A 24220-nucleotide genomic window follows, 5' to 3' on the forward strand; every position below is an offset into this window, starting at 1 on the left:
ATCCCTTGCCGTGGCATGTGGCGCGAGAGCCGCTTGACAGCGACCCCGCACACTGATTCGAGTGCTGTCGCACGAGGGAGTTGCCGGTTGTCCGAGCAGAACTTTGACCTTGTCGTGCTGGGCGCGGGCAGCGGCGGATACGCCGCCGCGCTGCGCGCCTCCGAACTGGGCATGACCGTCGGCCTGATCGAGAAGGACAAGGTCGGCGGCACCTGCCTGCACGTCGGCTGCATCCCGACCAAGACCCTGCTGCACTCGGCCGAGGTCGCCGACTTCGCCCGCGAATCGGCCAAGTTCGGCGTCAACGCCGACTACCACGGCATCGACATCGCCGCCGTGACGAGCTACCGCGAGGGCATCGTCGCCAGCAAGTACAAGGGCCTGCAGGGCCTCATCAAGTCCCGCGGCATCACGACCATCGAGGGTGCCGGCCGGCTCACCTCGCCGACGACCGTTCAGGTGGGCGACGACACCATCACCGGCAAGCACGTCATCCTGGCCACCGGCTCGTACTCCCGCACCCTCCCGGGGCTCGAGATCGGCGGTCGCGTCATCACCTCCGAGCAGGCCCTCGCACTCGACTTCGTTCCGAAGAAGGTCATCGTGCTCGGCGGCGGCGTCATCGGAGTGGAGTTCTCGAGCGTCTGGAAGAGCTGGGGCGCCGAGGTGCAGATCGTCGAGGCGCTGCCCCACCTCGTGCCCAACGAAGACGTGAGCGTCAGCAAGCAGTTCGAGCGGGCGTTCCGCAAGCGCGGCATCAACTTCAGTCTCGGGGTGCGCTTCCAGAGCGTCACCCAGGACGAGAACGGCGTGGTCGTCACCCTCGAAGACGGCCAGACCTTCGACGGCGAGTTGCTGCTCGTCGCGGTCGGTCGCGGCCCGGCGACGGCCGGACTCGGCTTCGAAGAGGTCGGCGTGCAGACGGATCGCGGATTCGTCATCACCGATGAGCGCCTGCAGACGAACATCCCCGGCCTGTACGCCGTCGGCGACATCGTCCCCGGCCTCCAGCTCGCGCACCGCGGATTCTCGCAGGGCATCTTCGTCGCCGAAGAGATCGCCGGACTGAATCCCGTGGTCGTCGAAGACGTCAACATCCCCAAGGTGACCTACTCCGACCCCGAGGTCGCCTCGGTGGGCCTCAGCGAGGCCAAGGCCATCGAGAAGTACGGTGCGGATGCCGTCAGCAGCTACGACTACAACCTCGCGGGCAATGGCAAGAGCCACATCCTCGAGACCTCCGGATCGGTGAAGGTCGTCCGCGTCAAGGACGGCCCCGTCGTCGGCGTTCACATGATCGGCGCCCGCGTCGGCGAGCTCATCGGCGAGGCCCAGTTGGCCGTGAACTGGGAGGCGTACCCCGAAGACGTCGCTCCGTTCATCCACGCACACCCCACCCAGAACGAGGCGCTCGGCGAAGCGTTCCTCGCCCTCGCGGGAAAACCCCTTCACGCGATCTGACCTCGGTCTGCGGACCGCTCGCAACTAAGCTACAAACACGCTGTGCATTAAGGAGCATCACCGATGAGCGAATCCGTCAGCCTTCCCGCACTCGGAGAGAGTGTGACCGAGGGCACGGTGACCCGCTGGCTCAAGAAGGTCGGCGACCGCGTCGAGGTCGACGAGCCGCTGCTCGAGGTCTCGACCGACAAGGTCGACACCGAGATCCCGTCGCCTGTCGCGGGTGTCATCGAGGCGATCCTCGTCCAGGAGGACGAGACCGTCGAGGTCGGCACCGCGCTCGTGACCATCGGGGACGGATCGGGAGCAGCCGCTCCCGCCGAGGCACCGGCCTCGCCGGTTGCCGCTCCCGAGCCCGTCGCCGCTCCCGAAGCTGTCGCCGCGCCTGAGCCGGTTGCGGCACCTGAGCCCGTTGCGGCACCCGAGCCCGTCGCGGCACCTGAGCCCGTCGCGGCACCTGAGCCCGTCGCGGCGCCTGAGCCCGTCGCGGCGCCCGAGCCCGTCGCGGCGCCCGAGCCCGTCGCTGCGCCCGAGCCCGTCGCCGCGCCCGAGCCCGTCGCCGCGCCCGAGCCCGTCGCGGCACCGGCCGCCGTTGCTCCCCCGACCGGCGTGAATGCGGGATACGTCACGCCGATCGTGCGCAAGCTCGCCCACGAGCAGGGCGTCGACCTGTCCGGTCTGTCCGGAACCGGAGTCGGGGGCCGCATCCGCAAGCAGGATGTGCTCGCCGCCGTCGCCCCCGCTGCGGTCGCACCGACCGCGGCGCCGACGGCTCCCGCCACACCGGCTCCCGCACCCGCCGTGTCGCCGCTGCGCGGAACGACCGTTCCGATGTCGCGCCTGCGCAAGGTCGTCGCGGAGCGCGCCGTGGTCTCGATGCAGACCATGGCCCAGCTCACGACGGTCGTGGAGATCGACGTGACCAAGGTGGCGGCGTACCGCGACCAGGTCAAGGCCGCGTTCCAGGCCAAGACCGGCACGAAGCTGAACTTCCTGCCGTTCTTCACGCTCGCCGCGGCCGAGGCTCTGCGCGCGTACCCGATCATCAACGCGACGATCGACGGCGACAGCATCGTCTACCCCGACCACGAGAACATCAGCATCGCGGTCGACACCGAGCGCGGACTCCTCACCCCGGTACTGCGCAACGCGGGCGATCTGAATCTTGCCGAGATCGCGCATCAGATCGCCGACCTCGCCGAGCGCACCCGCGAGAACAAGCTGAAGCCCGACGAGCTCGCCGGGGGAACCTTCACGCTGACCAACACGGGATCGCGCGGTGCGCTGTTCGACACGCCCGTCGTGTTCCTGCCGCAGGTCGCCATTCTCGGAACGGGCATCGTCGCCAAGAAGGCGGTCGTGGTCAGCGATGAGGGTCTCGACGCGATCGCGATCCGCTCGACCGTCTACTTCGCCCTCTCGTACGACCACCGCATCGTCGACGGAGCGGACGCCGCACGGTTCCTCACGGCGGTCAAGAACCGGCTCGAAGGCGGCGACTTCGCCGGTCAGCTCGGGATCTAGTCCGGACCCGTCGCGGGCTGCGGACCGGTAGCCCGCGCGGCCGCGATCACATCACGGATCCGCCATCCGGCCTCGGCCTTCACCAGAAGGATCGAGGCCGGTTCGGTGCCCGGGATCGGCGCCGCCCTCTGTTCCGCGCGGGCCGCCTCCGTCAGCCGAACCAAGGCCGAATCCCCCAGCCGCTCGATCAGCACGGGCGCGAGCCGGGCGAGGTCGCGCACGAGCGGATCAGCGGGCTCGCCGCCTCGTTGCGCCGCGCGGATCGCCGCACGGTCGTCGCGGATCGCTCCGGAGTCGGCCTGGTCCACACCGTCGAGACACCCGAGCGAGAGCGAGGTCAGGCAGCGCTCCCGCGCCCGGACCAGGGCGAGCGTCGCGGCGATCGGATCGTCGCCGTGGATGACAGCCTCGGTCTCCCCGCCGGGGAACGCCGATCCCTGCGTCGTTCCTGACGCGTGCGACGTCTCCGACGCGGGCCGCACGATGACGGCGTCGGAACTCGGCAGAACCGCCGCGACGACCGCGATCGTCATCGCTCCCGCCGCCACCGCCAGGATCGCCCGGCGCCGACGGCCGCTCCAGCCGTGCCACCGGCGGAGCGCGGCAGCCGCGGCCGGTCTGATCACGGTCGCCAGGAGGCTCGCCTCGACCGCGTCGACGGCCCGTCGCGCCCATGACTCGGGAACCAGTCGTGCCAGCACCCTGCCGAGGGCAGCGGACCAGGATGCCGACCCCGGAGCCTCGCGAACCGGATCACCGAGCGGCACCACGCGGTCGGAGCGCGCATCCGGCTTCGGCTGCTCGTCGACGCTGAACCGCACCGGAACCGCGGCCGCCAGCTCGAAGATCCGCGAGGTGACGAGCGGAAGGAGCGCTTCATCCGGACAGCCCTCGATCGCGGCGAGCAGTTCACGGGCGGCCCGCGCGCGCGGGCCCCTCACCCGCCCCAGCACGGCGGCGATCAGTACACGTACCGCTGCCCGGTCCGCGACAACCGCTTCGACCCTCTCGAGCACGACCTCAGGAGCGGACGGCGCGAAGCAATCGGCCCGACCGAACCCGATCAGGGTCGGAGCGCCATCGGCGCGGAACAACACGGTGCGCACCCCGAGCGCTCCGTGGGCGACACCCGCGCTGTGCATCCTCGCGATCGTGGTCGCGATCGGAGCCAGGAGGGTGACCGCCTCTCCCCCGTCGAGCTGCTCGCGAACCCTGAGCAGCTCGGCGAGGCTGCCCCGGGGCAGTCGCTCGAAGATCAGGGTGATCCCCGCATCGTCCGCATCGACATCGCGCAGTTCGACCACGTGGGGCCCGCGTGCGCGCTCCAGCGCCTCCAGCTCGGCGATCACGCGCCGCCAGACCTCGGCCGTGGCCGGGAACGCCTTGAGGGCGACCGCGGTCGACTCGCGACCCTCCTCGCCGGGGAGGAAGCCGAGCAGCACCTCGGCGTGCTCGTCACGCGACAGGGAACGCAGCACCCGGTAGCCCGCGCGCTGGTGGGGGGCGAGGGCGACATCCGACACGATCATCGATCCAGGCTGCCTCGAGAACCGGGGCCCCGGCGCCCATCGACAAGCCCCGTGGAGGACGCGTCGCTGCGCGGCGCCGGAAGGACCAGCCGGACGTGCCTAGACTGAGGACATGGTCGACTACGTCGACACGGGGCTAAGCGCCAACTCCGTGCCGTACTTGACGGCCCTCGAGCAGCAGCGTGCCACGCACGCCGCCGTGTCGAGTGGCCGGGCGTCAGATACTGTCATCCTCCTCGAGCACCCCTCGGTGTACACCGCGGGCAAACGCACGGAGCCCCACGAACGGCCGATCGACGGCACGCCCGTCATCGACGTGGATCGCGGGGGCAAGATCACCTGGCACGGTCCCGGACAGCTGGTCGGCTATCCGATCGTCCGGCTTGCGGATCCGATCGACGTCGTCGCCTACGTGCGACGCCTGGAGGGCATGCTCATCGCCGTGCTCGCCGAGTTCGGCATCCCCGGTGTGCGGGTGAAAGGACGCAGCGGAGTCTGGCTGGTCGATTCCTCCAGACCGAACGGCGACAAGATCGCGGCCATCGGCATCCGTGTCGCCGAAGGCGTCACGATGCACGGTTTCGCCCTCAACTGCAGCAACGGCTTCGAGGCCTACGTCCCGATCGTCGCGTGCGGCATCTCGGATGCCGGCGTCACCAGCATCACGCGCGAGCTCGCGCGCCGCGAGCCGGGCCGCGTGGTCACCCCGGCCGAGGTGGCGCCGATCGTCGAGCGGCTCTTCGCGGAGCATCTCGCCCCGAGCCTGGCCACCGATCCCACCCGAGAGACCCCGGTTCCCGCATGAGCACGATCACCAACGGCCAGGCGCACGAGCCGGCCGAACGCAAGCTGCTGCGCCTCGAGGTCCGCAACGCCGAGACCCCGATCGAGCGCAAGCCGGAGTGGATCAAGACCCGCGCCAAGATGGGCCCGGAGTACACGGCACTGCAGCACCTCGTGAAGGAGGAGAACCTCCACACGGTGTGCCAGGAGGCCGGCTGCCCGAACATCTACGAGTGCTGGGAGGACAAGGAGGCCACCTTCCTCATCGGCGGCAGCCAGTGCACCCGGCGGTGCGACTTCTGCCAGATCGACACCGGCAAGCCCGCCGACTACGACACGGACGAGCCGCGCCGAGTCGCCGAGTCGGTGACCGCGATGGGGTTGCGCTACGCGACCGTCACGGGAGTCGCCCGCGACGACCTGCCCGACGAGGGCGCCTGGTTGCACGCCGAGACCGTGCGGCAGATCCACGCCCAGAACCCGGGTACCGGGGTCGAGATCCTCGCCACCGACTTCTCGGGCAATCCGGATCTGCTCGCCGAGGTGTTCTCGTCGCGCCCCGAGGTGTTCGCGCACAATGTCGAGACGGTCCCCCGGATCTTCAAGCGCATCCGCCCGGCGTTCCGCTACGAACGCTCGCTCGACGTGCTGACCCAGGGCCGCGCGGCCGGACTCATCACCAAGTCGAACCTGATCCTCGGCATGGGCGAGGAGCGCGCCGAGATCAGCCAGGCGCTGCGCGACCTGCACGACGCCGGCACCGACATCATCACCGTGACGCAGTACCTGCGCCCGAGCGCGCGGCATCTACCGGTAGCGCGCTGGGTGCGGCCGGAGGAATTCGTCGAGATCAAGGCCGAGGCCGAGGAGATCGGATTCCTCGGTGTGCTGGCGGGACCGCTCGTCCGCTCGAGCTACCGTGCCGGCCGGCTGTGGGCCCGCTCGATGATGGCGAAGGGGCGCGACATCCCCGCGCACCTGCAGCACCTCGCGGATGCCGAGCTGGGCTTCGCGCAGGCGGTGTCCTGAGCCCGTCGCGGGCCCGTATCCTGAATCCATGGCACGTCCCACCACCAAGCCCGAGAAGGAACCCGGCCGCCTGAAGCAGATGTGGCAGGTGTTCCAGATGACCCGGCGATACGACTCGTCGATCGTCTGGCTGTTGATCCTCTGCCTCGCGGCCCCGATCGGCGCCGGCATCATCCTCGGCGTGGTGCTCTCCCGCACGAACGTGCTCGGTCTCGTGCTCTACATCATCACCGGTGTGCTCGCGGGTGTCCTGATCGGACTCATCGTGCTCGGTCGCCGTGCCGAGAAGGCGGCGTATGGTCAGATCGCCGGAGAACCCGGTGCCGTGGGCGCCGTGCTCAAGAGCGGTCTGCGACGCAGCTGGACCGGCAGCGAGATGCCCGTCAACGTCAGCCCGCGCACCCAGGATGCGATCTACCGCGCGGTCGGGCGCGGCGGGGTCGTGCTCATCGGCGAGGGGCCCCGGTCGCGCACGCAGCCGATGCTCGACAAGGAACGCGCCAACGTGCACCGCATCCTGCCGAACGTGCCGGTCAACTTCCTCTACGTCGGGCCGGACCCGGACGCGACTCCCCTGCACCGCATCGTGCCCAAGATGGCGCGCTACAAGAACGTGCTCACGAAGGCGGAGGTGCTGGCGGTGTCGAACCGCCTGACCTCACTCGGCAAGAACGGGCTGCCGATCCCCAAGGGCATCGACCCGACGCGCGTACGGGCGCCGCGGCCCCGCTGAGCCTTCCCGCGTTCGGTGCCGTCGTCCGTCGTGCACGATGTCGGATGAGACGGCGCAATGTCGACGGCACGTCGGTGTGAGGCCACGACATCCGACATCGTGCTCGTCGGCGCCCGGCGCCGGTGTCGGCGCCCGGCGCCCCGCGTCGCAGCTACACCCGCACGAGCACGGTCCCCGCGAGCCGATCGTGCAGACCACGCTGATCGCGATCCCAGATCAGGGCGGGAATCGCCAGGCACAGCAGCAGCGTGCGCACGACGGGGCGCCAGGGAGCGAGCGCCCCTCCCCGCACCGGCACCACGCGCATCCGCAGCACCAGATGCCCGATGCCGCCGTTGAAGAACAGCAGGAAGATCACCTGGAGCGCCGCGAACACGCCCAAGGTGACCCACGGGTTCGTCGAGCCGTCGGGCTGACGCACCAGGAGCCACGACACCGCGGACGCGATGGCCCAGTCGATCGCGATCGCCCCGATCCGACGGCCGAGGCGGGCCACCGAACGCGGTCCGTCGTCGGGCAGCCCCAGCCGCGCGCCGGGCCAGCTGTCGGACTTCGGAACGGTCATCCCTTCAGCCTAGGTCGCGCACTCCGGCGGCCCGCATCGGCATCCCCATAGGGACCCGTAACATGCCGGAAACAATTGCGTCACGGTCGGGAAACCCCGTACCCCTAGCCTCATGAGAGGCTGCGGTCCGCAGTCTCACTCGTTCCACGGCCCTTGGAGTAACTCTCTATGTCCACCCCTCTGTTCAGCGACTCATCCGAGGTCCTGAAGTTCATCAAGGACACGGATGTCAAGTTCCTCGACATCCGATTCACCGATCTTCCCGGCATCCAGCAGCACTTCAACATCCCCGCCTCGACGGTGGATGAGGACTTCTTCTCGGTCGGCCAGCTCTTCGACGGTTCGTCGATCCGCGGTTTCCAGTCGATCCACGAGTCCGACCTGCAGCTCATCCCGGACATCTCAACGGCCTACGTCGACCCGTTCCGCACGGAGCGCACCCTCGTCATCGTCTTCGACATCTACAACCCGCGCAACGGCGAGGTCTACGGCCGTGACCCGCGCCAGGTCGCCAAGAAGGCCGAGAAGTACTTGGCCTCCACCGGCATCGCCGACACCGCCTTCTTCGCCCCCGAGGCCGAGTTCTACATCTTCGACGACGTCAAGTACGAGGTGAAGCAGAACAAGAGCTACTACGAGGTGGACTCGAGCGAGGCCGCCTGGAACACCGGTCGCGACGAGGAGGGCGGCAACCTCGCCAACAAGACCCCGTACAAGGGCGGCTACTTCCCCGTCACGCCGGTCGACCAGCACGCCGACCTGCGCGACGACATCGTGCTCAAGCTCATCGAGGTCGGTCTCGAGGTCGAGCGCAGCCACCACGAGGTCGGCACCGCCGGCCAGGGCGAGATCAACTACAAGTTCGACACGATGGTCCACGCGGCCGACGACATCCTGAAGTTCAAGTACATCGTCAAGAACACCGCCCTCGAGTGGGGCAAGGTCGCGACCTTCATGCCGAAGCCGCTCATGGGCGACAACGGATCGGGCATGCACACGCACCAGTCGCTGTGGAACGACGGCAAGCCGCTGTTCTACGACGAGAAGGGCTACGGCGGTCTCAGCGACATCGCGCGCTGGTACATCGGCGGCATCCTGAAGCACGCCGCGGCGATCTCGGCGTTCACCAACCCGACGGTCAACTCGTACCACCGGCTGATCCCCGGCTTCGAGGCCCCGGTCAACCTGGTCTACTCGGCGGGCAACCGCTCGGCGTCGATCCGCATCCCGATCACGGGCACCAACCCGAAGGCCAAGCGCATCGAGTTCCGCGCGCCCGACGCCTCCGGCAACCCGTACCTCGCCTTCGCCGTGCAGCTCATGGCCGGCCTCGACGGCATCAAGAACAAGATCGAGCCGCACGAGCCCGTCGACAAGGACCTCTACGAGCTTCCCCCCGAGGAGGCCAAGACCATCCCGCAGCTGCCGGGGTCGCTCGACGAGGCGCTCAAGGCGCTCGAGGCCGACCACGACTTCCTGCTCGAGGGAGGCGTCTTCACCGAGGACCTGATCGAGACCTGGATCAGCTACAAGCGCGAGAAGGAGCTGCTGCCCTTCGCCCAGCGCCCGCACCCCTTCGAGTACGAGCTGTACTTCGGGGTCTGATTCCCAGCCGCATCACGACGGGCCGTCTCCTTCCGGAGGCGGCCCGTTCGCGTTGCGCGACGTCTTGCTCAGGATGCGGGATGCCCCCTCAGCGACCAGCCACGTGCAGCAGCAGGAAGTCGTGGCGACGCAGCAGACGCAGGATCCATGATCGGGGCGCTCCATACGCGCGCAGACCGGCATCTGCGTCCAGACGATCGATCGCGTCGACGCGGAATGCGCTCCCGCGGTAGCGCAGGACGCAGCCGCCCGCCGCCCCCGAGTTGAGGTACCACGCGACCTTCGGTCCGTAAGTCAGTTCGGCCACGAACCCCTTGGCCACCGGCGCAACGATGATGGGCGTCCTATATCGCCTCCCGCTGACCCGACCGATGTGTTCGATGATCGAGAACGGTCCTCTGCCGCGCAGCGCGGAGCGGACCGCCAGCGGATTGACCGTTCGCTTGATGAAGGCGAGCCACAGCGAGCGCGCGCTCACTTGCGCTCTCCGTAGAACCGCCGCTCGAACACGTGGCGCGCGAGACGCGTCGTGCGCAGGTAGTCCTCTTCGAGGCCTGCAGCACCCCCCGGTGGGTACTCCAGCAGGCGCGCGACGCCCTCGAGCTGCTGGCGATCGGTGGGCAGCACGTCGGCTGTCTTCGCCGTCCACAGGGTCATGGCCGACCTGGCGCGGGACGCGATGATCCAAGCCGCGCGCAGCTTGGCGGCGTCCGCCGCCGGAACGAGCTCGGCCGCGACCGCAGCGTCGAGGGCGCGGAGGGTCGAGGTCGTGCGCAGCGTCGGCACCGCCGCCGCATGCTGCAGTTGCAGCAGCTGGACGAACCACTCCACGTCGCTCAGCGAGCCGCGTCCGAGCTTGAGGTGCCGTGCCGGATCGGCCGCCTGCGGAAGCCGCTCGGCCTCGACGCGCGCCTTGATCCGCTTGACCTCGCGCACGTCGGCGACCGAGATGGATGCCGGATACCGTACCTCGTCGGCCAGTTCCTCGAAGACGCCCAGGAGGTCCGGGTCACCGACCGCGGCGCGGGCCCGGAGCAGGGCCTGCGCCTCCCAGGTCAGCGACCAGCGCCGGTAGTACGCCCGGTACGACTCGAGCGATCTCACGACGGCGCCGTTCTTGCCTTCGGGACGCAATCCCAGGTCGAGGTCGAGCGGGAGCCGCATGTCTTCGGTGAGGCGCTTCAACTCTTTCACGATCGTCTCCGCGCGCTGCTGCGCCTCCTCGTCGGAGGCCCCGGCCGGCCGGTACACGTAGACGATGTCGGCGTCGCTGCCGAATCCGAGCTCCTCGCCGCCGTACCGCCCCATCGCGACGATGCCGAACTCGATGCCGTCGCCCCAGCGGTGCACGAGCCCGAGCGCGCCCGTCAGGATCGCCGTCGTGATGTCGCTCAGGGCGACGCCCAGCTCTTCGATCGTGACCATGCCGATGATCGCCCCGAGCGCCAACCTCAGCACCTCACGGCGGCGGGCGGTGCGCAACGCGAGCGCCGCGGCATCCACATCTCCGGAATGGCGGGCCACCGTCGCCGCCGTCTCGGCCAGCAGCTCGCTCAGCGGTCTCGGCCGCAGCTCGCCATCGGACTCGAGCCACGCGGCGGCTTCCGGGATGCGCTCGAACAGCACCCCGACGAAGCGCGAGCCCGAGAGCACGCTCGTCAGCCGACGGGCCGCGCCCGAGGAATCGCGCAACATCCGCAGGAACCAGTAGGTCTCCCCCAGATCGTCGCTCAGCCTGCGGAAGGCCAGCAGCCCCAGATCCGGGTCGGCGCCCTCGGCGAACCAGGCGAGCATGACCGGCAACAGGTTGCGCTGGATCTGGGCCCGCCGCGACACCCCCTGCGTGAGCGCCGCGATGTGGTGCAGGGCGCCCCGCGGGTCACGGAATCCGATCGCCGCCAGCCGCGCCTCGGCCTGGGCGCTGGTGAGGGCGAACCCGTCGCCGGGAAGACCGGCCACGGCCGACAGGAGAGGGCGGTAGAACAGCCGCTCGTGCAGGCTGCGCACCGCGTGCTTGGTGCGCTGCCACGCCTCGACGAGCGCGTCGGAGGTGGTCGCGAGGCCGGATCCCCTCGCGAGCGCCCGCAGCGCATCCGGGTCGCGCGGCATGAGATGGGTGCGCCGCAGGCGCGAGAGCTGGATGCGGTGCTCGAGCAGCCGCAGGAAGCGGTAGTCCTTGCCGAACTCGGCGGCCTCGACCCGGCCGATGTAGCCGCGCTCGGCCAGGGCGATCAGCGCGTCGAGCGTGGCCCGCTGACGCACCTCGGGGTCGGTCTGACCGTGTACGAGCTGCAGCAGCTGGATCGTGAACTCGACATCGCGCAGACCGCCGGGCCCGAGCTTGAGCTGCACGTCGACCTCGTCAGGAGGGATGTGGGCCGTGACCCGCTCGCGCATCTGCTGCACCGACTCCACGAAGTTCTCGCGCGAGGCGCTCGACCACACCATGGGGGCGACCCTGTCGACGTAGCGCTCACCTAGTTCGAGGTCACCCGCCATCGCGCGCGCCTTGAGCAACGCCTGGAACTCCCAGCTCTTGGCCCAGCGCTCGTAATACGCCAGGTGCGAGTCGAGGCTGCGCACGAGGGCACCGTCCTTGCCCTCGGGGCGCAGATTGGCGTCGACCTCCCACAGGGGCGGCTCGACGGCGAGTTCGTGGATGGCGCGCATCGTATCCATGGCGAGCCGCGTGCCGATCTCGACCGCCCGCTCGTCACTGACCACGGGGTGATCGCCATCGGGGTCGGATCCGCCCGCGACGAAGATCACGTCCACGTCGCTGAGGTAGTTGAGCTCGCGCGCCCCTGCCTTGCCCATACCGATGATCGCCAGCCGGGTCGCCGCGACCTGATCGGGCGGAAACCGGCTCGCGGCGCGGGCGAGCGCCAGCGCGGCATCGAGCGCGGCCGCGGCCAGGTCGGCGAGCCCCGCGGCGACCCGATCCACGACCTGCAGCCCTTCCGGCTGCTCGAGGTCCCAGGCGGCGAGACGGGTCAGCTCGCGCCGATACGCCACCCGCATGGCGTTCCAGCCCGCCTCCCCCTGGGCGTCGCCGACGGCCGCCATCAGGGTCGCGCGTATCTCGCCCGCGTCGGGAAGGGCTGTCATCCGCTCCCGGAGCACCGTGAGCTGTTCGGGATGGTGGATGAGGAAGTCCCCCAGCCCGGAGGACGCACCCAGCACGCGCAGCAGGCGCAGAGTGGCGGCGTCGTCGGCCAGGAGAGGAGCCACGGCATCCGGCGCCGAGTCGAGCAGACCGCGCAGCAGCCGGAGCGCCTGATCGGGATCGGCCACGTGCGCGAAGTTGCCGATCCGCTCGGCGGGCACCTCGGCCACGCCCTCGCCGGCTGCGCCCAGGTCGGCGAAACCCAGCCGCGCCAACTCGGTGAGCGTCATCGTCGATCTCATCGGGCCGCCACCGTCGTCCCCTCTTGGCGCCGTCGCGACGACGGACGCTACAGGATCTCCAGGTTGCTCTCGAGCTCGAAGGGCGTGACCTGCGAGCGGTACCCCGCCCATTCCCGGCGCTTGTTGAGCAGCACGTACTCGTAGACCTGCTCGCCGAGGGTCTCGGCGACGAGCTCGCTCTCTTCCATCAGGGCGAGGGCGGCATCCAGGCTTGCGGGCAGGCCGTCGAAGCCCAGGGCGCGGCGTTCGCCGTCGGTGAGGCTCCAGACGTCGCCTTCGGCCTCGGGCGGCAGCTCGTAACCCTCTTCGATGCCCTTGAGCCCCGCCGCCAGCAGCAGCGAGAACGCGAGGTAGGGGTTGGCCGCCGAGTCGATGGCACGGTATTCGACGCGGGCGCTATTGCCCTTGCCGGGCTTGTACAGCGGAACCCGCACGAGCGCCGAGCGGTTGTTGTGCCCCCAGGTGAGGTAGCTCGGAGCCTCGTCGCCGCCCCACAGCCGCTTGTAGGAGTTCACATACTGGTTGGTCACCGCGGTGATCTCGGGGGCGTGCCGCAGCAGGCCGGCGACGAACTGACGGCCGATCTTCGACAGCTGGTACTGACCCGCGGCATCGAAGAAGGCGTTCGTGTCGCCCTCGAAAAGCGACATGTGGGTGTGCATGCCCGACCCCGGATGATCGGTCAACGGCTTGGGCATGAACGTCGCGTAGACGCCCTGCTCGATCGCCACCTCTTTGATCACGGTGCGGAAGGTCATGATGTTGTCGGCCATCGTCAACGCGTCGGCGTAGCGCAGGTCGATCTCGTTCTGGCCCGGGCCCGCCTCGTGGTGGCTGAACTCCACCGAGATGCCGAGGTCTTCGAGCATGCGCACCGAGCGCCGACGGAAGTCGTGCGCCGTGCCTCCGGGCACGTTGTCGAAGTAGCCGGCCGAGTCGACGGGCTGGGCGACGCCGTTCTTGAGCTTGCTCGACTTGAGCAGGTAGAACTCGATCTCGGGGTGGGTGTAGAAGGTGAAGCCGCGATCGGCCGCGCTCGCGAGCGTGCGCTTCAGCACGTTGCGCGGGTCCGCCGCCGCCGGCTGGCCGTCGGGCGTCATGATGTCGCAGAACATGCGCGCCGTCGGGTCGATCTCGCCGCGCCACGGCAGGATCTGGAACGTCGCCGGATCCGGATGCGCGAGCACGTCGGCCTCGTACGAGCGCGTCAGCCCCTCGATCGCCGAGCCGTCGAATCCGACGCCCTCGCTGAACGCGCCCTCCACCTCGGCCGGCGCCAGAGCGACCGACTTCAGGGTGCCCACGACATCCGTGAACCACAGGCGCACGAACTTGACGCCGCGCTCCTCGATCGTGCGAAGAACGAAGTCACGTTGCTTGTCCATGCAAGCCCCTTCTGGTCGCCCGCCACGGATGCACCGTGTGCCTCCCGTCTAGGCTACCGTCATGCCCCGACTGCGATTGGCACTGGCACAGTCCAACCCCATCGTCGGTGACTTCGAGGGCAACTCGGAGCAGATCATCGCCGCGGCGCGACGGGCATGGGAGGCCGGCGCCGACATCCTGCTGACGGGCGAGATGGCCATCAGCGGCTACCCGATCGAAGACCTCGCATCGCAGCCCGGATTTCTGCGCGCGTCGCACGTCGCCGTCGACGCACTCGCCGTCCGCCTCGCCGCGCAAGGCCTAGGCGAGCTCGTCGTGATCGTCGGGCATCCGGACGGCCCCTTCGAACCGCGCACGCTCGGCAGCTCCAACGCGCCGACGGCGATCGCGCAGAATTGCGCGAGCGTGCTGCAGGGGGGCGAGGTGCGAGCCCGCTACGCCAAGCACCACCTGCCGAACTATTCGGTGTTCGACGAATACCGCGTCTTCATCCCGGGCGACGAGCTGCTCGTGCTCCGGGTCGCACAACCGGGGCGGCCGGCGGCGGACGTCGCGCTCATCATCTGCGAGGACCTCTGGCGCGACGGCGGCCCGATCGCCCGGGTTCTCCGCGCGGACGCCGGGCTGCTGCTGGTCATCAACGCCTCGCCCTTCGAACGGGACAAGGATGAGACGCGGCTTCCCCTCGTGACCCGGCGAGCGAGGGAGACCGGCACGATCGTGGCGTACGTCAACATCGTCGGCGGTCAGGACGAGCTCGTGTTCGACGGCGACAGCGTCGTCGTCGACGGCGCGGGCACGATCCTGGCGCGCGCGCCGCAGTTCCGCGAGCACCTGTTGATCGTCGATGTCGACCCGGCCGACGCGATTGATCACCCGCGGGCCGACGACGTCGTGCTCGTCGAGGTGGCCGCCCGCAACGACACCCCCGCCCGGGCAGCCGCACCGGATGTGGCCGTACTCCCCGACGATCGCGAACAGCTGTGGAACGCCCTCGTGCTCGGCTTGCGCGATTACGTGCGGAAGAACCGTTTCGCGAGCGTCGTGCTCGGGCTCTCGGGCGGCATCGACTCGAGCGTGTGCGCCGCCCTGGCCGCGGACGCGATCGGAGCGGACCGGGTGCACGGGGTGAGCATGCCCAGCCGCTACAGCTCCCCCGGCTCGCGATCCGATGCCGACGACCTCGCCGAGCGGATCGGGCTCCACTACTCGACCCAGCCGATCGCCGAGCTCGTCCACCCGATCGAGACCCAATTGGGCCTGCGCGGAACGGCCGCCGAGAACGTGCAGGCGCGCATCCGGGGCGTCATCCTCATGGCGGAGTCGAACATGCGCGGCCATCTCGTGCTGACCACGGGCAACAAGACCGAGCTCGCGGTCGGCTATTCGACGATCTACGGTGACTCGGCCGGCGGCTTCGCCCCGATCAAGGATGTGCCCAAGACCCAGGTCTGGGAGCTCGCCCGCTGGCGCAACGAGGCCGCCCTCGCGCGCGGGGAACGCCCCCCGATTCCCGAGAACTCGATCAGCAAGCCGCCGAGCGCCGAACTGCGTCCCGATCAGACCGACCAGGACACGCTGCCGCCGTACGAGGTGCTCGACGCCGTGCTCGACGGGTACGTGAACCGGCGCCTGGGTGTCGCCGACATCGTCGCCCAGGGCTTCGACCGCGAGGTGGTGGAGTTCGTGGCCGGCCTGGTCGACCGCGCCGAGTGGAAGCGCCGCCAAGGGGCGATCGGACCCAAGATCTCGGGTATGGCGTTCGGTCGTGACCGGCGCGTGCCGATCACGTCCCGGTGGGCGGGCCGATGACGACGACCACCGATCTCGGCTGGCGACTCGGCTACCGCCTGGCCGCATTCGTGCCGTACGTCGCCGTGACGGTCGTGCAGCTCGTCACGAAGTTCACCAACGACAGCGCGCTCGACCACGTCACGAAGGCGCTCGAGATGCCGACTCTCGCGGCAGGAGCCGCGGTCGTGCTGCTGGGTTCGACGCCTCGGCCCCGCCCACCGGTGACGGCGCTGCTGTTCGCAGGTCTCGCTCTCTCGTGGCTGGGCGACGTCTTCCTGGACCGGCTCACGCTGGGTCTCGGACTGTTCTTCGCGGCCCACCTGGCCTACATCTCGATGTTCGAGCTCTCCTTCCGACCGCGGCGACCCTCACCGTTCGGCCTGCTCGCGATCCCGTGGTTCGCGGCCCTCCTGGCCCTTCTGGCCCCGCACCTGGGCGGGATGCTGCCGCTCGTCGCGCTCTACGGGGCGGCGCTGGGGTTCATGGCCGTCGCCTCGACGCGAGGCACCGCGCTCACGAGCGTGGGCGGCATCCTGTTCCTCGCCTCGGACTCGTTCCTCGCCTTCCGGCTGTTCACGCCCCTGTTCCAGGACGACGTCTCGGAGTTCCTGATCATGCTCGCCTACCTGGCGGCGCAGGCCTGCATCGTCCTCGGGATGCTGCTTTCCCGCCCCCGCACCAACCCGCCCTCGACGGTCGCCGAAGCCTAGACTGACGCCATGGCAGACGCAGTGATCAAGCGAGTCCGCACCCGGCACTTTCAGAACGCCAAGGAGCAGGGCATCAAGATCACCGGCCTCACGAGCTACGACATGCTCACCGCCGCGATCTTCGACCAGGCAGGCATCGACTTCCTGCTGGTCGGCGACTCGGCCGGCAACAACGTCTTCGGCTACGACACGACGCTGCCCGTCACGCTCGATCAGCTGATCCCGCTCACGCGCGCGGTCGCCGGAGCGGTCAAGCGCGCCTTCGTCGTCGGGGACATGCCGTTCGGTTCATATGAGACCGGCCCCGACGAGGCGCTGCACTCCGCGTTCCGCTTCATGAAGGAGACCGGCGCCCACGCCGTCAAGCTCGAGGGCGGCGTGCGCAGCGCCGAGCAGATCCGCCGGATCGTCTCGGCCGGCATCCCCGTCATGGCGCACATCGGCTTCACCCCGCAGAGCGAGCACCAGCTCGGCGGCCACGTGATCCAGGGACGCGGCGAGGGCGTCGAGCAGCTGCTCGCCGACGCGCACGCCGTCGAAGACGCCGGGGCGTTCGCGGTCGTGCTCGAGATGGTCCCCGCCGAGGCCGCCAAACGTGTCACCGATGAGCTGAAGATCCCCACGATCAGCGTGGGCGCCGGGCCGCACACCACCGGGCAGCTGCTCGTCTGGACCGACTGGGCCGGGCTCACGCAGGGCCGCATTCCGAGCTTCGTCAAGCAGTACGCCAACCTGTCGCAGGTGCTGACGGATGCCGCGAAGGCCTGGACCGCCGACGTCGTCTCGGGCGCGTACCCCGGCCCGGAGAACAGCTACCAGGGCTGAGCGGGAGTCGCGCGATGGCTCGGTACCACGTCGGGATGTCCGGCTGGGTGTACGAGCCCTGGCGCGGTGAGTTCTACCCCAGGGGGCTTCGGCAGTCCGACGAGCTCGCCTACGCGGCCTCGCGGGTCAACTCGATCGAGCTCAACGGCTCGTTCTACTCGCTGCAGAAGCCGGCCAGCTGGCAGAAGTGGCGCGAGGCCACCCCCGACGACTTCGTGTTCTCGGTCAAGGCGCCCCGTTTCATCACGCACATCCGCCGTCTCGACGACGTGGCGGAGCCGGTCGCCAATTTCTTCGCCTCGGGGGTACTCGCCCTGGGCGCGAAGCTGGGCCCCATCCTGTGGCAGCTGCCGCCGAACCTCGACTTCGACCCCGAGCAGCTCGAGACGTTCCTGACTCTGCTGCCGCACACCACGAGCGAGGCGGTCGCGGTGGCGAAGGGGCGCAGCGAACGGATGACGGGCAAGGAGTACCTCGAGACCGACGCAGAGAGACCCGTGCGGCACGCCATCGAGCCGCGCAACTTCAGCTTCGACGACCAGCAATTCGCGTCGCTTCTCGAAGCGCACGGCGTCGCCGCGGTGCTCGGCGACAGCGCCGGACGCTGGCCCAAGCTCGACTGGGTCACCGCCGACTTCGCCTACGCGCGACTGCACGGTGACAAGGAGCTCTACACGAGCGGCTACGACGCCGCGGGGCTCGACGAATGGGAGGAGTGGACCCGCGACCACCTCGATCACGACCGCGACGTCTACGTGTACTTCGACAACGACCAGAAGGTGCGGGCGCCCTTCGACGCCATGGAACTGCTGAAGCGGCTGACGGGCTAGCCCTCAGTCGTCATCCCCCTCGGCGGCGTCCTCCTTCGCCCAGGCCCGCGCGCGTTCCTGCGCGATCTCGGGGGCGCGCGCCGCGTCTTCCCGCGTCGCATACGGCCCGTCACGATCCGATCCCAGCGACTTGGGGCCCTCTTCGACCTCGCCGGTCTTGTGGTTGTACCACCACTGCGTCATGCCGCCAGCCTAACCGCGTCGACGTCCGGCCCGGCAGTCCCGCGGCTCGTAGAATCGGGGCATGTCCCGGGACGAGCACGGCCGCCTCCTCCCCGGACGGATCTCGGCGCCGCGCCCCGTGCCCACCACGATCCCCCGCCCCGAGTACGTCGGCAAGGCGGGCCCCCGCGACTACGACGGCGACGACCGCTACGACCCCGCCGAGATCGAGCGCATCCGCACCAGCGGCCGGATCGCGGCACAGGCTCTGGAGGCGGTGGCCGCCGCCATCCGGCCCGGCGTCACGACCGACGCCCTCGACGCGATCGGTCACGAGTTCCTGATCACCCACGACGCCTATCCCTCGACGCTCGGATATCGCGGCTACCGCAAGTCGATCTGCACCTCGATCAACGAGGTGATCTGCCATGGAATCCCCGACGACACCGTCCTGCTGGAGGGTGACATCGTCAACATCGACATCACGGCGTTCCACGACGGCATGCATGGCGACCTCAACGCGACCTTCGCCGTCGGTGAGATCTCGCCAGAGACCACGGATCTCGTCAGCCACACCCGCGAGGCCCTCGCCCGGGGAATCAGGGCCGTGGCTCCCGGCCGCTCGATCAACGTGATCGGCCGCGCGATCGAGAGCTACGCCAAGCGGTTCGGGTACGGGGTCGTCAAGGACTACACCGGGCACGGGGTCGGTTCGGCCTTCCACTCCGGGCTCGTCATCCCGCACTACGACGCCTCCCCCGGCTTCGCCACGGTCATGGAGCCCGGCATGGTCTTCACGATCGAACCGATGCTGACGATGGGTACTCCCGCCCACCCCGGCACGACCGAGTGGGACGAGTGGGCCGACGGCTGGACGGTCGTCACCCGCGACCGCAGCCTGACCGCCCAGTTCGAACACACCCTGGTCGTCACCGAGCGCGGCGCCGATATCCTGACCCTGCCCTGACCGCCTCGAGAGGACCCACGTGAGCACCCTGGCCATCGGAATCGATATCGGCGGAACCGGCATCAAGGGAGCTCTCGTCGACGTCGACGCCGGCGAGCTGGTCAGCGAGCGCTTCAAGGTGCCCACGCCCGAGGGCGGCGAACCGGACGCGATCATCGCCGAGGTCGTGAAGATGCTCGAGGGCATGGGGCCGAAGGCCGACGGCGTTCCGGTCGGGGTCTGCTTTCCCGCGATCATCCTGAACGGGCGCACCATGTCGGCGGCCAACGTGTCGAAGAAGTGGGTCGGGCTCGACGCGGAGGCGGCGTTCGAGAGGGCCCTGCACCGCGATATCACCTTCATCAACGACGCGGATGCCGCGGCCGTCGCCGAAGCCCGCTACGGCGCGGCGAAGGGCAAGTCGGGCCTCGTGATCCTCACGACCCTCGGCACCGGCATCGGCAGCGGCCTGCTCTACAACGGCGTTCTGATCCCGAATGCCGAACTCGGGCACCTCGTGGTGAGCGGCAAGGACGCCGAGAAGCGCGCCTCCTACTCGGCGAAGGAACGCGAGGGGCTGGACTGGAAGCAGTGGGCCCGGCGGCTGCAGAAGTACTACGAGACGCTCGACTTCCTGTTCTCGCCCGACCTCATCATCGTCGGCGGAGGCGTCTCGAAGAGTTACGAGGAATTCCTGCCGCTGCTGAAGCTGCGTCCTCCCATCGTGCCCGCCGCGCTGCGCAACAACGCGGGCATCCTCGGCGCCGCGGCGATGGCGGTGCACGCCCGTTAGGGATACGCGCGCGGCCGTTAGGGAGTCGTTAGTCCCTGACCCGGGTCGTGCCGCAGGGTATTGACTCCATCCGTGGCATTCGCCGCAGCGCACTTGCACGTGCTTTGACCGGATGGAGAAGACTCCGTGCTCGACGTCATCTATGTCGTTGCGATCCTGGCCCTCACCGCTCTCGTCGTCCTCGTGGCGAAGGGGGTCGAGAAGCTGTGATCGTGTTCTCGATCATCGCCGGCGTACTCGCCGTCGCCGCAATCGGCTACGTCATCGTCGCCCTGGTACGTCCGGAGCGGTTCTGATGACGCCCGTCGGCACCGAGTGGGTGCTCTTCGCCGCCCAGCTGATCACCCTGATCGTCCTGTTGGGCCTCGGGCACGTGCTGCTCGGCGATTACATGGCCCGGGTCTACACCGATCCCAAGCACCTCAAGCTCGAGCGCGGCTTCTATCGCGTCATCGGAGCGAGCGGCGACGCCGAGCAGAGCTGGGGGGCGTACCTGCGCTCGGTCCTGGCCTTCTCGGCGGTCGGGGTGCTCGTCGTCTACCTGTTCCAGCGCATCCAGACCTGGCTGCCGATGTCGCTCGGCCTCTCCCAGCCGAGCGAACCCCTGTCGTTCAACACGGCGATCTCGTTCGTGACCAACACGAACTGGCAGTCGTACTCGCCCGAGACCACCCTCGGCTACACGGTGCAGATGCTCGCCCTCGCCGTGCAGAACTTCGTATCGGCCGCCGTCGGCATCGCGGTCGCCATCGCCCTCGTGCGCGGGTTCATGTACCGCCGCAGCGGCACGATCGGCAACTTCTGGGTCGACCTCACTCGCGGGATCCTGCGCATCCTGCTGCCGATCTCGGTCGTCGCGGCCGTCATCCTGATCGCCGGAGGCGTCATCCAGAACTTCGCGGGCTTCCAGCACGTGACGACGATCACCGGATCGACCGCCACCATTCCGGGCGGCCCGGTCGCCTCGCAGGAGGCGATCAAGGAGCTCGGGACCAACGGTGGCGGGTTCTTCAACGCGAACTCCGCCCACCCGTTCGAGAACCCGACCGCCTGGACGAACCTGTTCGAGATCTTCCTGTTCCTGCTCATCCCGTTCGCGCTCCCGCGCACCTTCGGCCGGATGCTCGGCGACCGTCGCCAAGGCGTCGCGATCGTCGCGACCATGGCCATCTTCTGGGTGACCTCGAACCTCCTGCTGGCCTGGGCGGAACTCAGCGCCCACGGCACGGCGCCGCAGCTCGCCGGCGGGGCCATGGAGGGCAAGGAGGATCGCTTCGGCATCGTCGCCTCCACGATCTTCGGCTCGTCCACGACGCTCACCTCCACAGGCGCCGTGAACTCGATGCACGACAGCTACACGGCGCTCGGCGGCGCGGTGACCCTGACCGACATGATGCTCGGCGAGGTCGCGCCCGGCGGCGTCGGGGCGGGGCTCTACGGCATCCTGATGCTCGCCGTGATCGCGGTCTTCGTGGCCGGCCTCATGGTCGGGCGCACGCCCGAGTACCTGGGCAAGAAGATCGGCCCGCGCGAGATGAAGCTCGCGAGCCTCTACATCCTCGCCACCCCGACCCTCGTGCTGCTCGGCACGGGCCTCAGCTTCGCGATCCCCGCGGTGCGGGCCGAGCTCGAGAAGACCTCGATCTGGAACCCGGGCCTGCACGGCTTCAGCGAGGTGCTCTACGCGTTCACCTCGGCCGCCAACAACAACGGTTCGGCGTTCGCCGGGCTCACCGCCAACACCGTCTGGCTCAACACGGCGCTCGGCGTCGTCATGTTCCTCGGGCGGTTCCTCCCCATCGTGTTCGTACTGGCCCTCGCCGGCTCGCTCGCTCAACAGGACAAGGTGCCCGTGACCGCGGGGACCCTGCCGACGCATCGGCCCCTTTTCGTCGGGCTGCTGATCGGGACGACGCTCCTGGTCTCCGCTCTCACCTATTTCCCCGTTCTCGCGCTGGGTCCCCTGGCGGAAGGGCTGAAGTAACCGACATGACCACCCTCACTCCCACCCAGGCACCGGCACCGGTGCGCACGCCGCGCGCGGGCGCGGCGCTCTCGCCCCGCCTGTTCCTCGAGGCTCTTCCCGGCACGTTCCGCAAGCTCGACCCGCGACTGATGTGGCGCAATCCGGTCATGTTCGTCGTCGAGGTCGGTGCCCTGTTCACGACCGCGCTCGCGATCGCCGAGCCGTTCCTGGGCGCGCAGATCACCAGCGCCGGCCCGCTCGCCCCGAGTTTCAGCGCGGGGATCGCGGTCTGGCTGTGGCTCACGGTGCTGTTCGCGAACCTCGCCGAAGCCGTCGCCGAGGGGCGCGGCAAGGCCCAGGCGCAATCGCTGCGCGCCACCCGCACCACCACGCTGGCCCACCGGGTCGCCGGTTACGACGCGAAGGGCGACCCGGATGCCCTGCAGGCGACGGTCGTCGAGGTCGCGTCGGCCGAGCTGCGGCTGGGCGACGTCGTGATCGTGTCGGCTGGCGAGGTCATCCCGGGCGACGGCGACATCATCGCCGGCATCGCGAGCGTCGACGAGTCGGCGATCACCGGTGAGTCGGCCCCGGTCGTGCGCGAGCACGGCGGCGACCGCAGCGCCGTGACCGGCGGCACCCGCGTGCTCAGCGACCGCATCGTGGTGCAGATCACCTCGAAGCCGGGCGAGACCTTCGTCGACCGGATGATCCGGCTCGTCGAAGGGGCGTCGCGTCAGAAGACGCCCAACGAGATCGCCCTCAACATCCTGCTGTCGAGCCTCACCGTGATCTTCCTGGTGGTGGTTCTCACGCTGAACCCGATGGCGGCCTACGCGGGCGGGGCGACCACGCTCGTGATCCTCGTCGCCCTGCTGGTGTGCCTGATCCCGACCACGATCGGCGCTCTGCTGAGCGCCATCGGCATCGCGGGGATGGATCGCCTGGTGCAGCACAACGTGCTCGCCATGTCGGGCCGCGCGGTCGAGGCCGCGGGCGACGTGACGACCCTCCTGCTCGACAAGACGGGCACGATCACGTACGGAAACCGGCAGGCGTCCGAGTTCGTCGCCCTCGGCGACACCACCGACGCGGAGCTGAGCGATGTCGCCCGCCTCTCCTCGCTCGCCGACCCGACGCCCGAGGGCACCTCGGTAGTGACCCTGGCGGGCGGGCCGGTCGCGATCCCGACGGGATCCGAGTTCGTGCCGTTCACCGCCCAGACCCGCATGAGCGGCCTCGATCTGAGCGATGGGTCGCAGATCCGCAAGGGGGCGGCTTCCATGATCGCGCAGTGGGTCGGCAAGGTCCCCGCCTCGGTGCAGACCGATCTCGACGCCGTCGTGACCCGGATCTCGCAGTCGGGCGGCACGCCGCTCGTCGTCGCGTCGAAGGACGCGGCCGGTGTCGGAACCGTGCGCGGCGTCATCCACCTCAAGGACGTCGTCAAGGACGGCCTGAAGGAGCGCTTCGCCGAGCTGCGGGCGATGGGCATCCGGACGATCATGATCACCGGCGACAACCCGCTGACCGCCAAGGCGATCGCCGCCGAGGCCGGCGTCGACGACTTCCTCGCCGAGGCGACCCCCGAAGACAAGATGGCCCTCATCAAGAAGGAGCAGGAGGGCGGCAACCTGGTCGCGATGACCGGCGACGGCACCAACGACGCACCCGCGCTCGCCCAGGCGGATGTCGGGGTCGCGATGAACACCGGTACGAGCGCGGCCAAAGAGGCGGGCAACATGGTCGACCTCGACTCGGACCCGACCAAGCTGATCGACATCGTGCGCATCGGCAAGCAGTTGCTCATCACGCGCGGCTCGCTGACCACCTTCTCGATCGCCAATGACGTCGCGAAGTACTTCGCGATCATCCCCGCGATGTTCGCCGGCGTCTTCCCGGGCCTCGCGACGCTCAACCTGATGCACCTGCATTCGCCGGCGTCGGCGATCCTGTCGGCGATCATCTTCAACGCGCTCGTGATCGTCGCCCTGATCCCCCTGGCGCTGCGCGGGGTCGGCTACACCCCGCGCTCTGCCTCGAGCATCCTCAGCCGGAACCTGCTGATCTACGGGCTCGGCGGCATCATCGCCCCGTTCATCGGCATCAAGATCATCGACCTCATCGTCACCCTCATCCCGGGCTTCTGAGCCCCCGAGAACGACACGAAG

General features: G+C 69.2%; 21 protein-coding genes. 15 read left to right on the top strand and 6 right to left on the bottom strand.

All coding sequences use genetic code 11. From position 1 onward, the window contains the following. Positions 1-87 precede the first annotated feature (87 nt). Complete coding sequence (lpdA, locus tag ACFPJ4_RS05830) at positions 88-1461, top strand: dihydrolipoyl dehydrogenase (RefSeq protein ID WP_386739355.1); 1374 nt, start codon at positions 88-90, stop codon at positions 1459-1461. A 63-nt stretch (positions 1462-1524) separates the two neighbouring features. After that, complete coding sequence (gene sucB, locus ACFPJ4_RS05835; protein ID WP_386739356.1) at positions 1525-2985, top strand: 2-oxoglutarate dehydrogenase, E2 component, dihydrolipoamide succinyltransferase; 1461 nt, start codon at positions 1525-1527, stop codon at positions 2983-2985. On the opposite strand, the gene ACFPJ4_RS05840 is transcribed toward sucB, so the two are convergent. After that, positions 2982-4514 carry a protein kinase domain-containing protein gene (locus tag ACFPJ4_RS05840; RefSeq protein ID WP_386739357.1) on the bottom strand — a complete coding sequence of 511 codons (1533 nt, stop codon included), beginning with the start codon at positions 4512-4514 and terminating at the stop codon, positions 2982-2984. The genes sucB and ACFPJ4_RS05840 overlap by 4 nt on opposite strands. Positions 4515-4626: 112 nt before the next feature. Between ACFPJ4_RS05840 and lipB the strand changes: the two genes are divergently transcribed. Genes lipB through ACFPJ4_RS05855 form a run of 3 tightly spaced genes read left to right on the top strand, consistent with a single transcriptional unit; the run spans position 4627 to position 7059 of the window. Further along, positions 4627-5319, top strand: a complete 693-nt coding sequence (lipB, locus tag ACFPJ4_RS05845) for a lipoyl(octanoyl) transferase LipB (RefSeq protein ID WP_386739358.1) — start codon at positions 4627-4629, stop codon at positions 5317-5319. Next, positions 5316-6326 carry a lipoyl synthase gene (gene lipA, locus ACFPJ4_RS05850; protein WP_386739359.1) on the top strand — a complete coding sequence of 337 codons (1011 nt, stop codon included), beginning with the start codon at positions 5316-5318 and terminating at the stop codon, positions 6324-6326. The genes lipB and lipA overlap by 4 nt, the downstream gene beginning before the upstream one ends. Positions 6327-6354: 28 nt before the next feature. Then, positions 6355-7059: a DUF4191 domain-containing protein gene (locus tag ACFPJ4_RS05855; protein ID WP_386739360.1), complete on the top strand. Its 705-nt coding sequence runs from the start codon at positions 6355-6357 to the stop codon at positions 7057-7059. A 151-nt stretch (positions 7060-7210) separates the two neighbouring features. Here the strand turns inward: ACFPJ4_RS05855 and ACFPJ4_RS05860 are convergent, their stop codons facing one another. After that, positions 7211-7624, bottom strand: a complete 414-nt coding sequence (locus ACFPJ4_RS05860) for an RDD family protein (protein WP_386739361.1) — start codon at positions 7622-7624, stop codon at positions 7211-7213. Between the two features lie 180 nt (positions 7625-7804). Here ACFPJ4_RS05860 and glnA point away from each other — a divergent pair, with 180 nt between their 5' ends. Next, entirely contained in the window at positions 7805-9229 is a 1425-nt protein-coding gene (gene glnA, locus ACFPJ4_RS05865; RefSeq protein ID WP_386739781.1) for a type I glutamate--ammonia ligase, read from the top strand. 88 nt (positions 9230-9317) lie between these two features. Here glnA and ACFPJ4_RS05870 read toward each other — a convergent pair whose 3' ends face one another. From ACFPJ4_RS05870 to ACFPJ4_RS05880, 3 genes are read right to left on the bottom strand one after another with little or no spacing between them, the layout of a single operon-like run. Then, complete coding sequence (locus ACFPJ4_RS05870) at positions 9318-9707, bottom strand: PNPOx family protein (protein ID WP_386739362.1); 390 nt, start codon at positions 9705-9707, stop codon at positions 9318-9320. Beyond that, entirely contained in the window at positions 9704-12625 is a 2922-nt protein-coding gene (locus ACFPJ4_RS05875) for a bifunctional [glutamine synthetase] adenylyltransferase/[glutamine synthetase]-adenylyl-L-tyrosine phosphorylase (RefSeq protein WP_386739363.1), read from the bottom strand. Before ACFPJ4_RS05875 ends, ACFPJ4_RS05870 begins: the two co-directional genes overlap by 4 nt. A gap of 59 nt (positions 12626-12684) precedes the next feature. Further along, complete coding sequence (locus ACFPJ4_RS05880) at positions 12685-14022, bottom strand: glutamine synthetase family protein (protein ID WP_386739364.1); 1338 nt, start codon at positions 14020-14022, stop codon at positions 12685-12687. A 61-nt stretch (positions 14023-14083) separates the two neighbouring features. Here ACFPJ4_RS05880 and ACFPJ4_RS05885 point away from each other — a divergent pair, with 61 nt between their 5' ends. From ACFPJ4_RS05885 to ACFPJ4_RS05900, 4 genes are read left to right on the top strand one after another with little or no spacing between them, the layout of a single operon-like run. Continuing rightward, on the top strand, positions 14084-15835 hold the full coding sequence (locus ACFPJ4_RS05885) for an NAD+ synthase (protein ID WP_386739365.1): 1752 nt from the start codon (positions 14084-14086) through the stop codon (positions 15833-15835). Then, positions 15832-16527: a lysoplasmalogenase gene (locus ACFPJ4_RS05890; RefSeq protein ID WP_386739367.1), complete on the top strand. Its 696-nt coding sequence runs from the start codon at positions 15832-15834 to the stop codon at positions 16525-16527. The genes ACFPJ4_RS05885 and ACFPJ4_RS05890 overlap by 4 nt, the downstream gene beginning before the upstream one ends. Positions 16528-16536: 9 nt before the next feature. After that, positions 16537-17352 (top strand): 3-methyl-2-oxobutanoate hydroxymethyltransferase, encoded by an 816-nt coding sequence (gene panB / locus ACFPJ4_RS05895; RefSeq protein ID WP_386739368.1) that lies wholly within the window; start codon positions 16537-16539, stop codon positions 17350-17352. A gap of 35 nt (positions 17353-17387) precedes the next feature. Continuing rightward, positions 17388-18182 carry a DUF72 domain-containing protein gene (locus ACFPJ4_RS05900; protein WP_386739369.1) on the top strand — a complete coding sequence of 265 codons (795 nt, stop codon included), beginning with the start codon at positions 17388-17390 and terminating at the stop codon, positions 18180-18182. Between the two features lie 3 nt (positions 18183-18185). On the opposite strand, the gene ACFPJ4_RS05905 is transcribed toward ACFPJ4_RS05900, so the two are convergent. Further along, positions 18186-18365, bottom strand: a complete 180-nt coding sequence (locus tag ACFPJ4_RS05905; protein ID WP_386739371.1) for a methionine aminopeptidase — start codon at positions 18363-18365, stop codon at positions 18186-18188. A 61-nt stretch (positions 18366-18426) separates the two neighbouring features. On the opposite strand from ACFPJ4_RS05905, the gene map reads away from it, so the two are divergent. The 5 genes from map (at position 18427) to kdpB (ending at position 24199) form a co-directional block, all read left to right on the top strand. Further along, positions 18427-19311 carry a type I methionyl aminopeptidase gene (gene map, locus ACFPJ4_RS05910; RefSeq protein ID WP_386739373.1) on the top strand — a complete coding sequence of 295 codons (885 nt, stop codon included), beginning with the start codon at positions 18427-18429 and terminating at the stop codon, positions 19309-19311. 19 nt (positions 19312-19330) lie between these two features. Next, a complete protein-coding gene (gene ppgK, locus ACFPJ4_RS05915; protein ID WP_386739374.1) occupies positions 19331-20083 on the top strand; it encodes a polyphosphate--glucose phosphotransferase in 753 nt (250 codons plus the stop codon). Positions 20084-20289: 206 nt separating this feature from the next. Next, on the top strand, positions 20290-20379 hold the full coding sequence (locus tag ACFPJ4_RS05920) for a potassium-transporting ATPase subunit F (RefSeq protein ID WP_386739376.1): 90 nt from the start codon (positions 20290-20292) through the stop codon (positions 20377-20379). Further along, positions 20379-22067 (top strand): potassium-transporting ATPase subunit KdpA, encoded by a 1689-nt coding sequence (kdpA, locus tag ACFPJ4_RS05925; RefSeq protein WP_386739377.1) that lies wholly within the window; start codon positions 20379-20381, stop codon positions 22065-22067. The genes ACFPJ4_RS05920 and kdpA overlap by 1 nt, the downstream gene beginning before the upstream one ends. Positions 22068-22072: 5 nt before the next feature. Further along, positions 22073-24199 (top strand): potassium-transporting ATPase subunit KdpB, encoded by a 2127-nt coding sequence (gene kdpB, locus ACFPJ4_RS05930; RefSeq protein ID WP_386739378.1) that lies wholly within the window; start codon positions 22073-22075, stop codon positions 24197-24199. The last annotated feature ends 21 nt before the right edge of the window (positions 24200-24220 follow it).

The sequence above is a fragment of the Lysinimonas soli genome, assembly GCF_042655435.1.
In the GTDB taxonomy this organism is placed as follows: domain Bacteria; phylum Actinomycetota; class Actinomycetes; order Actinomycetales; family Microbacteriaceae; genus Lysinimonas; species Lysinimonas soli.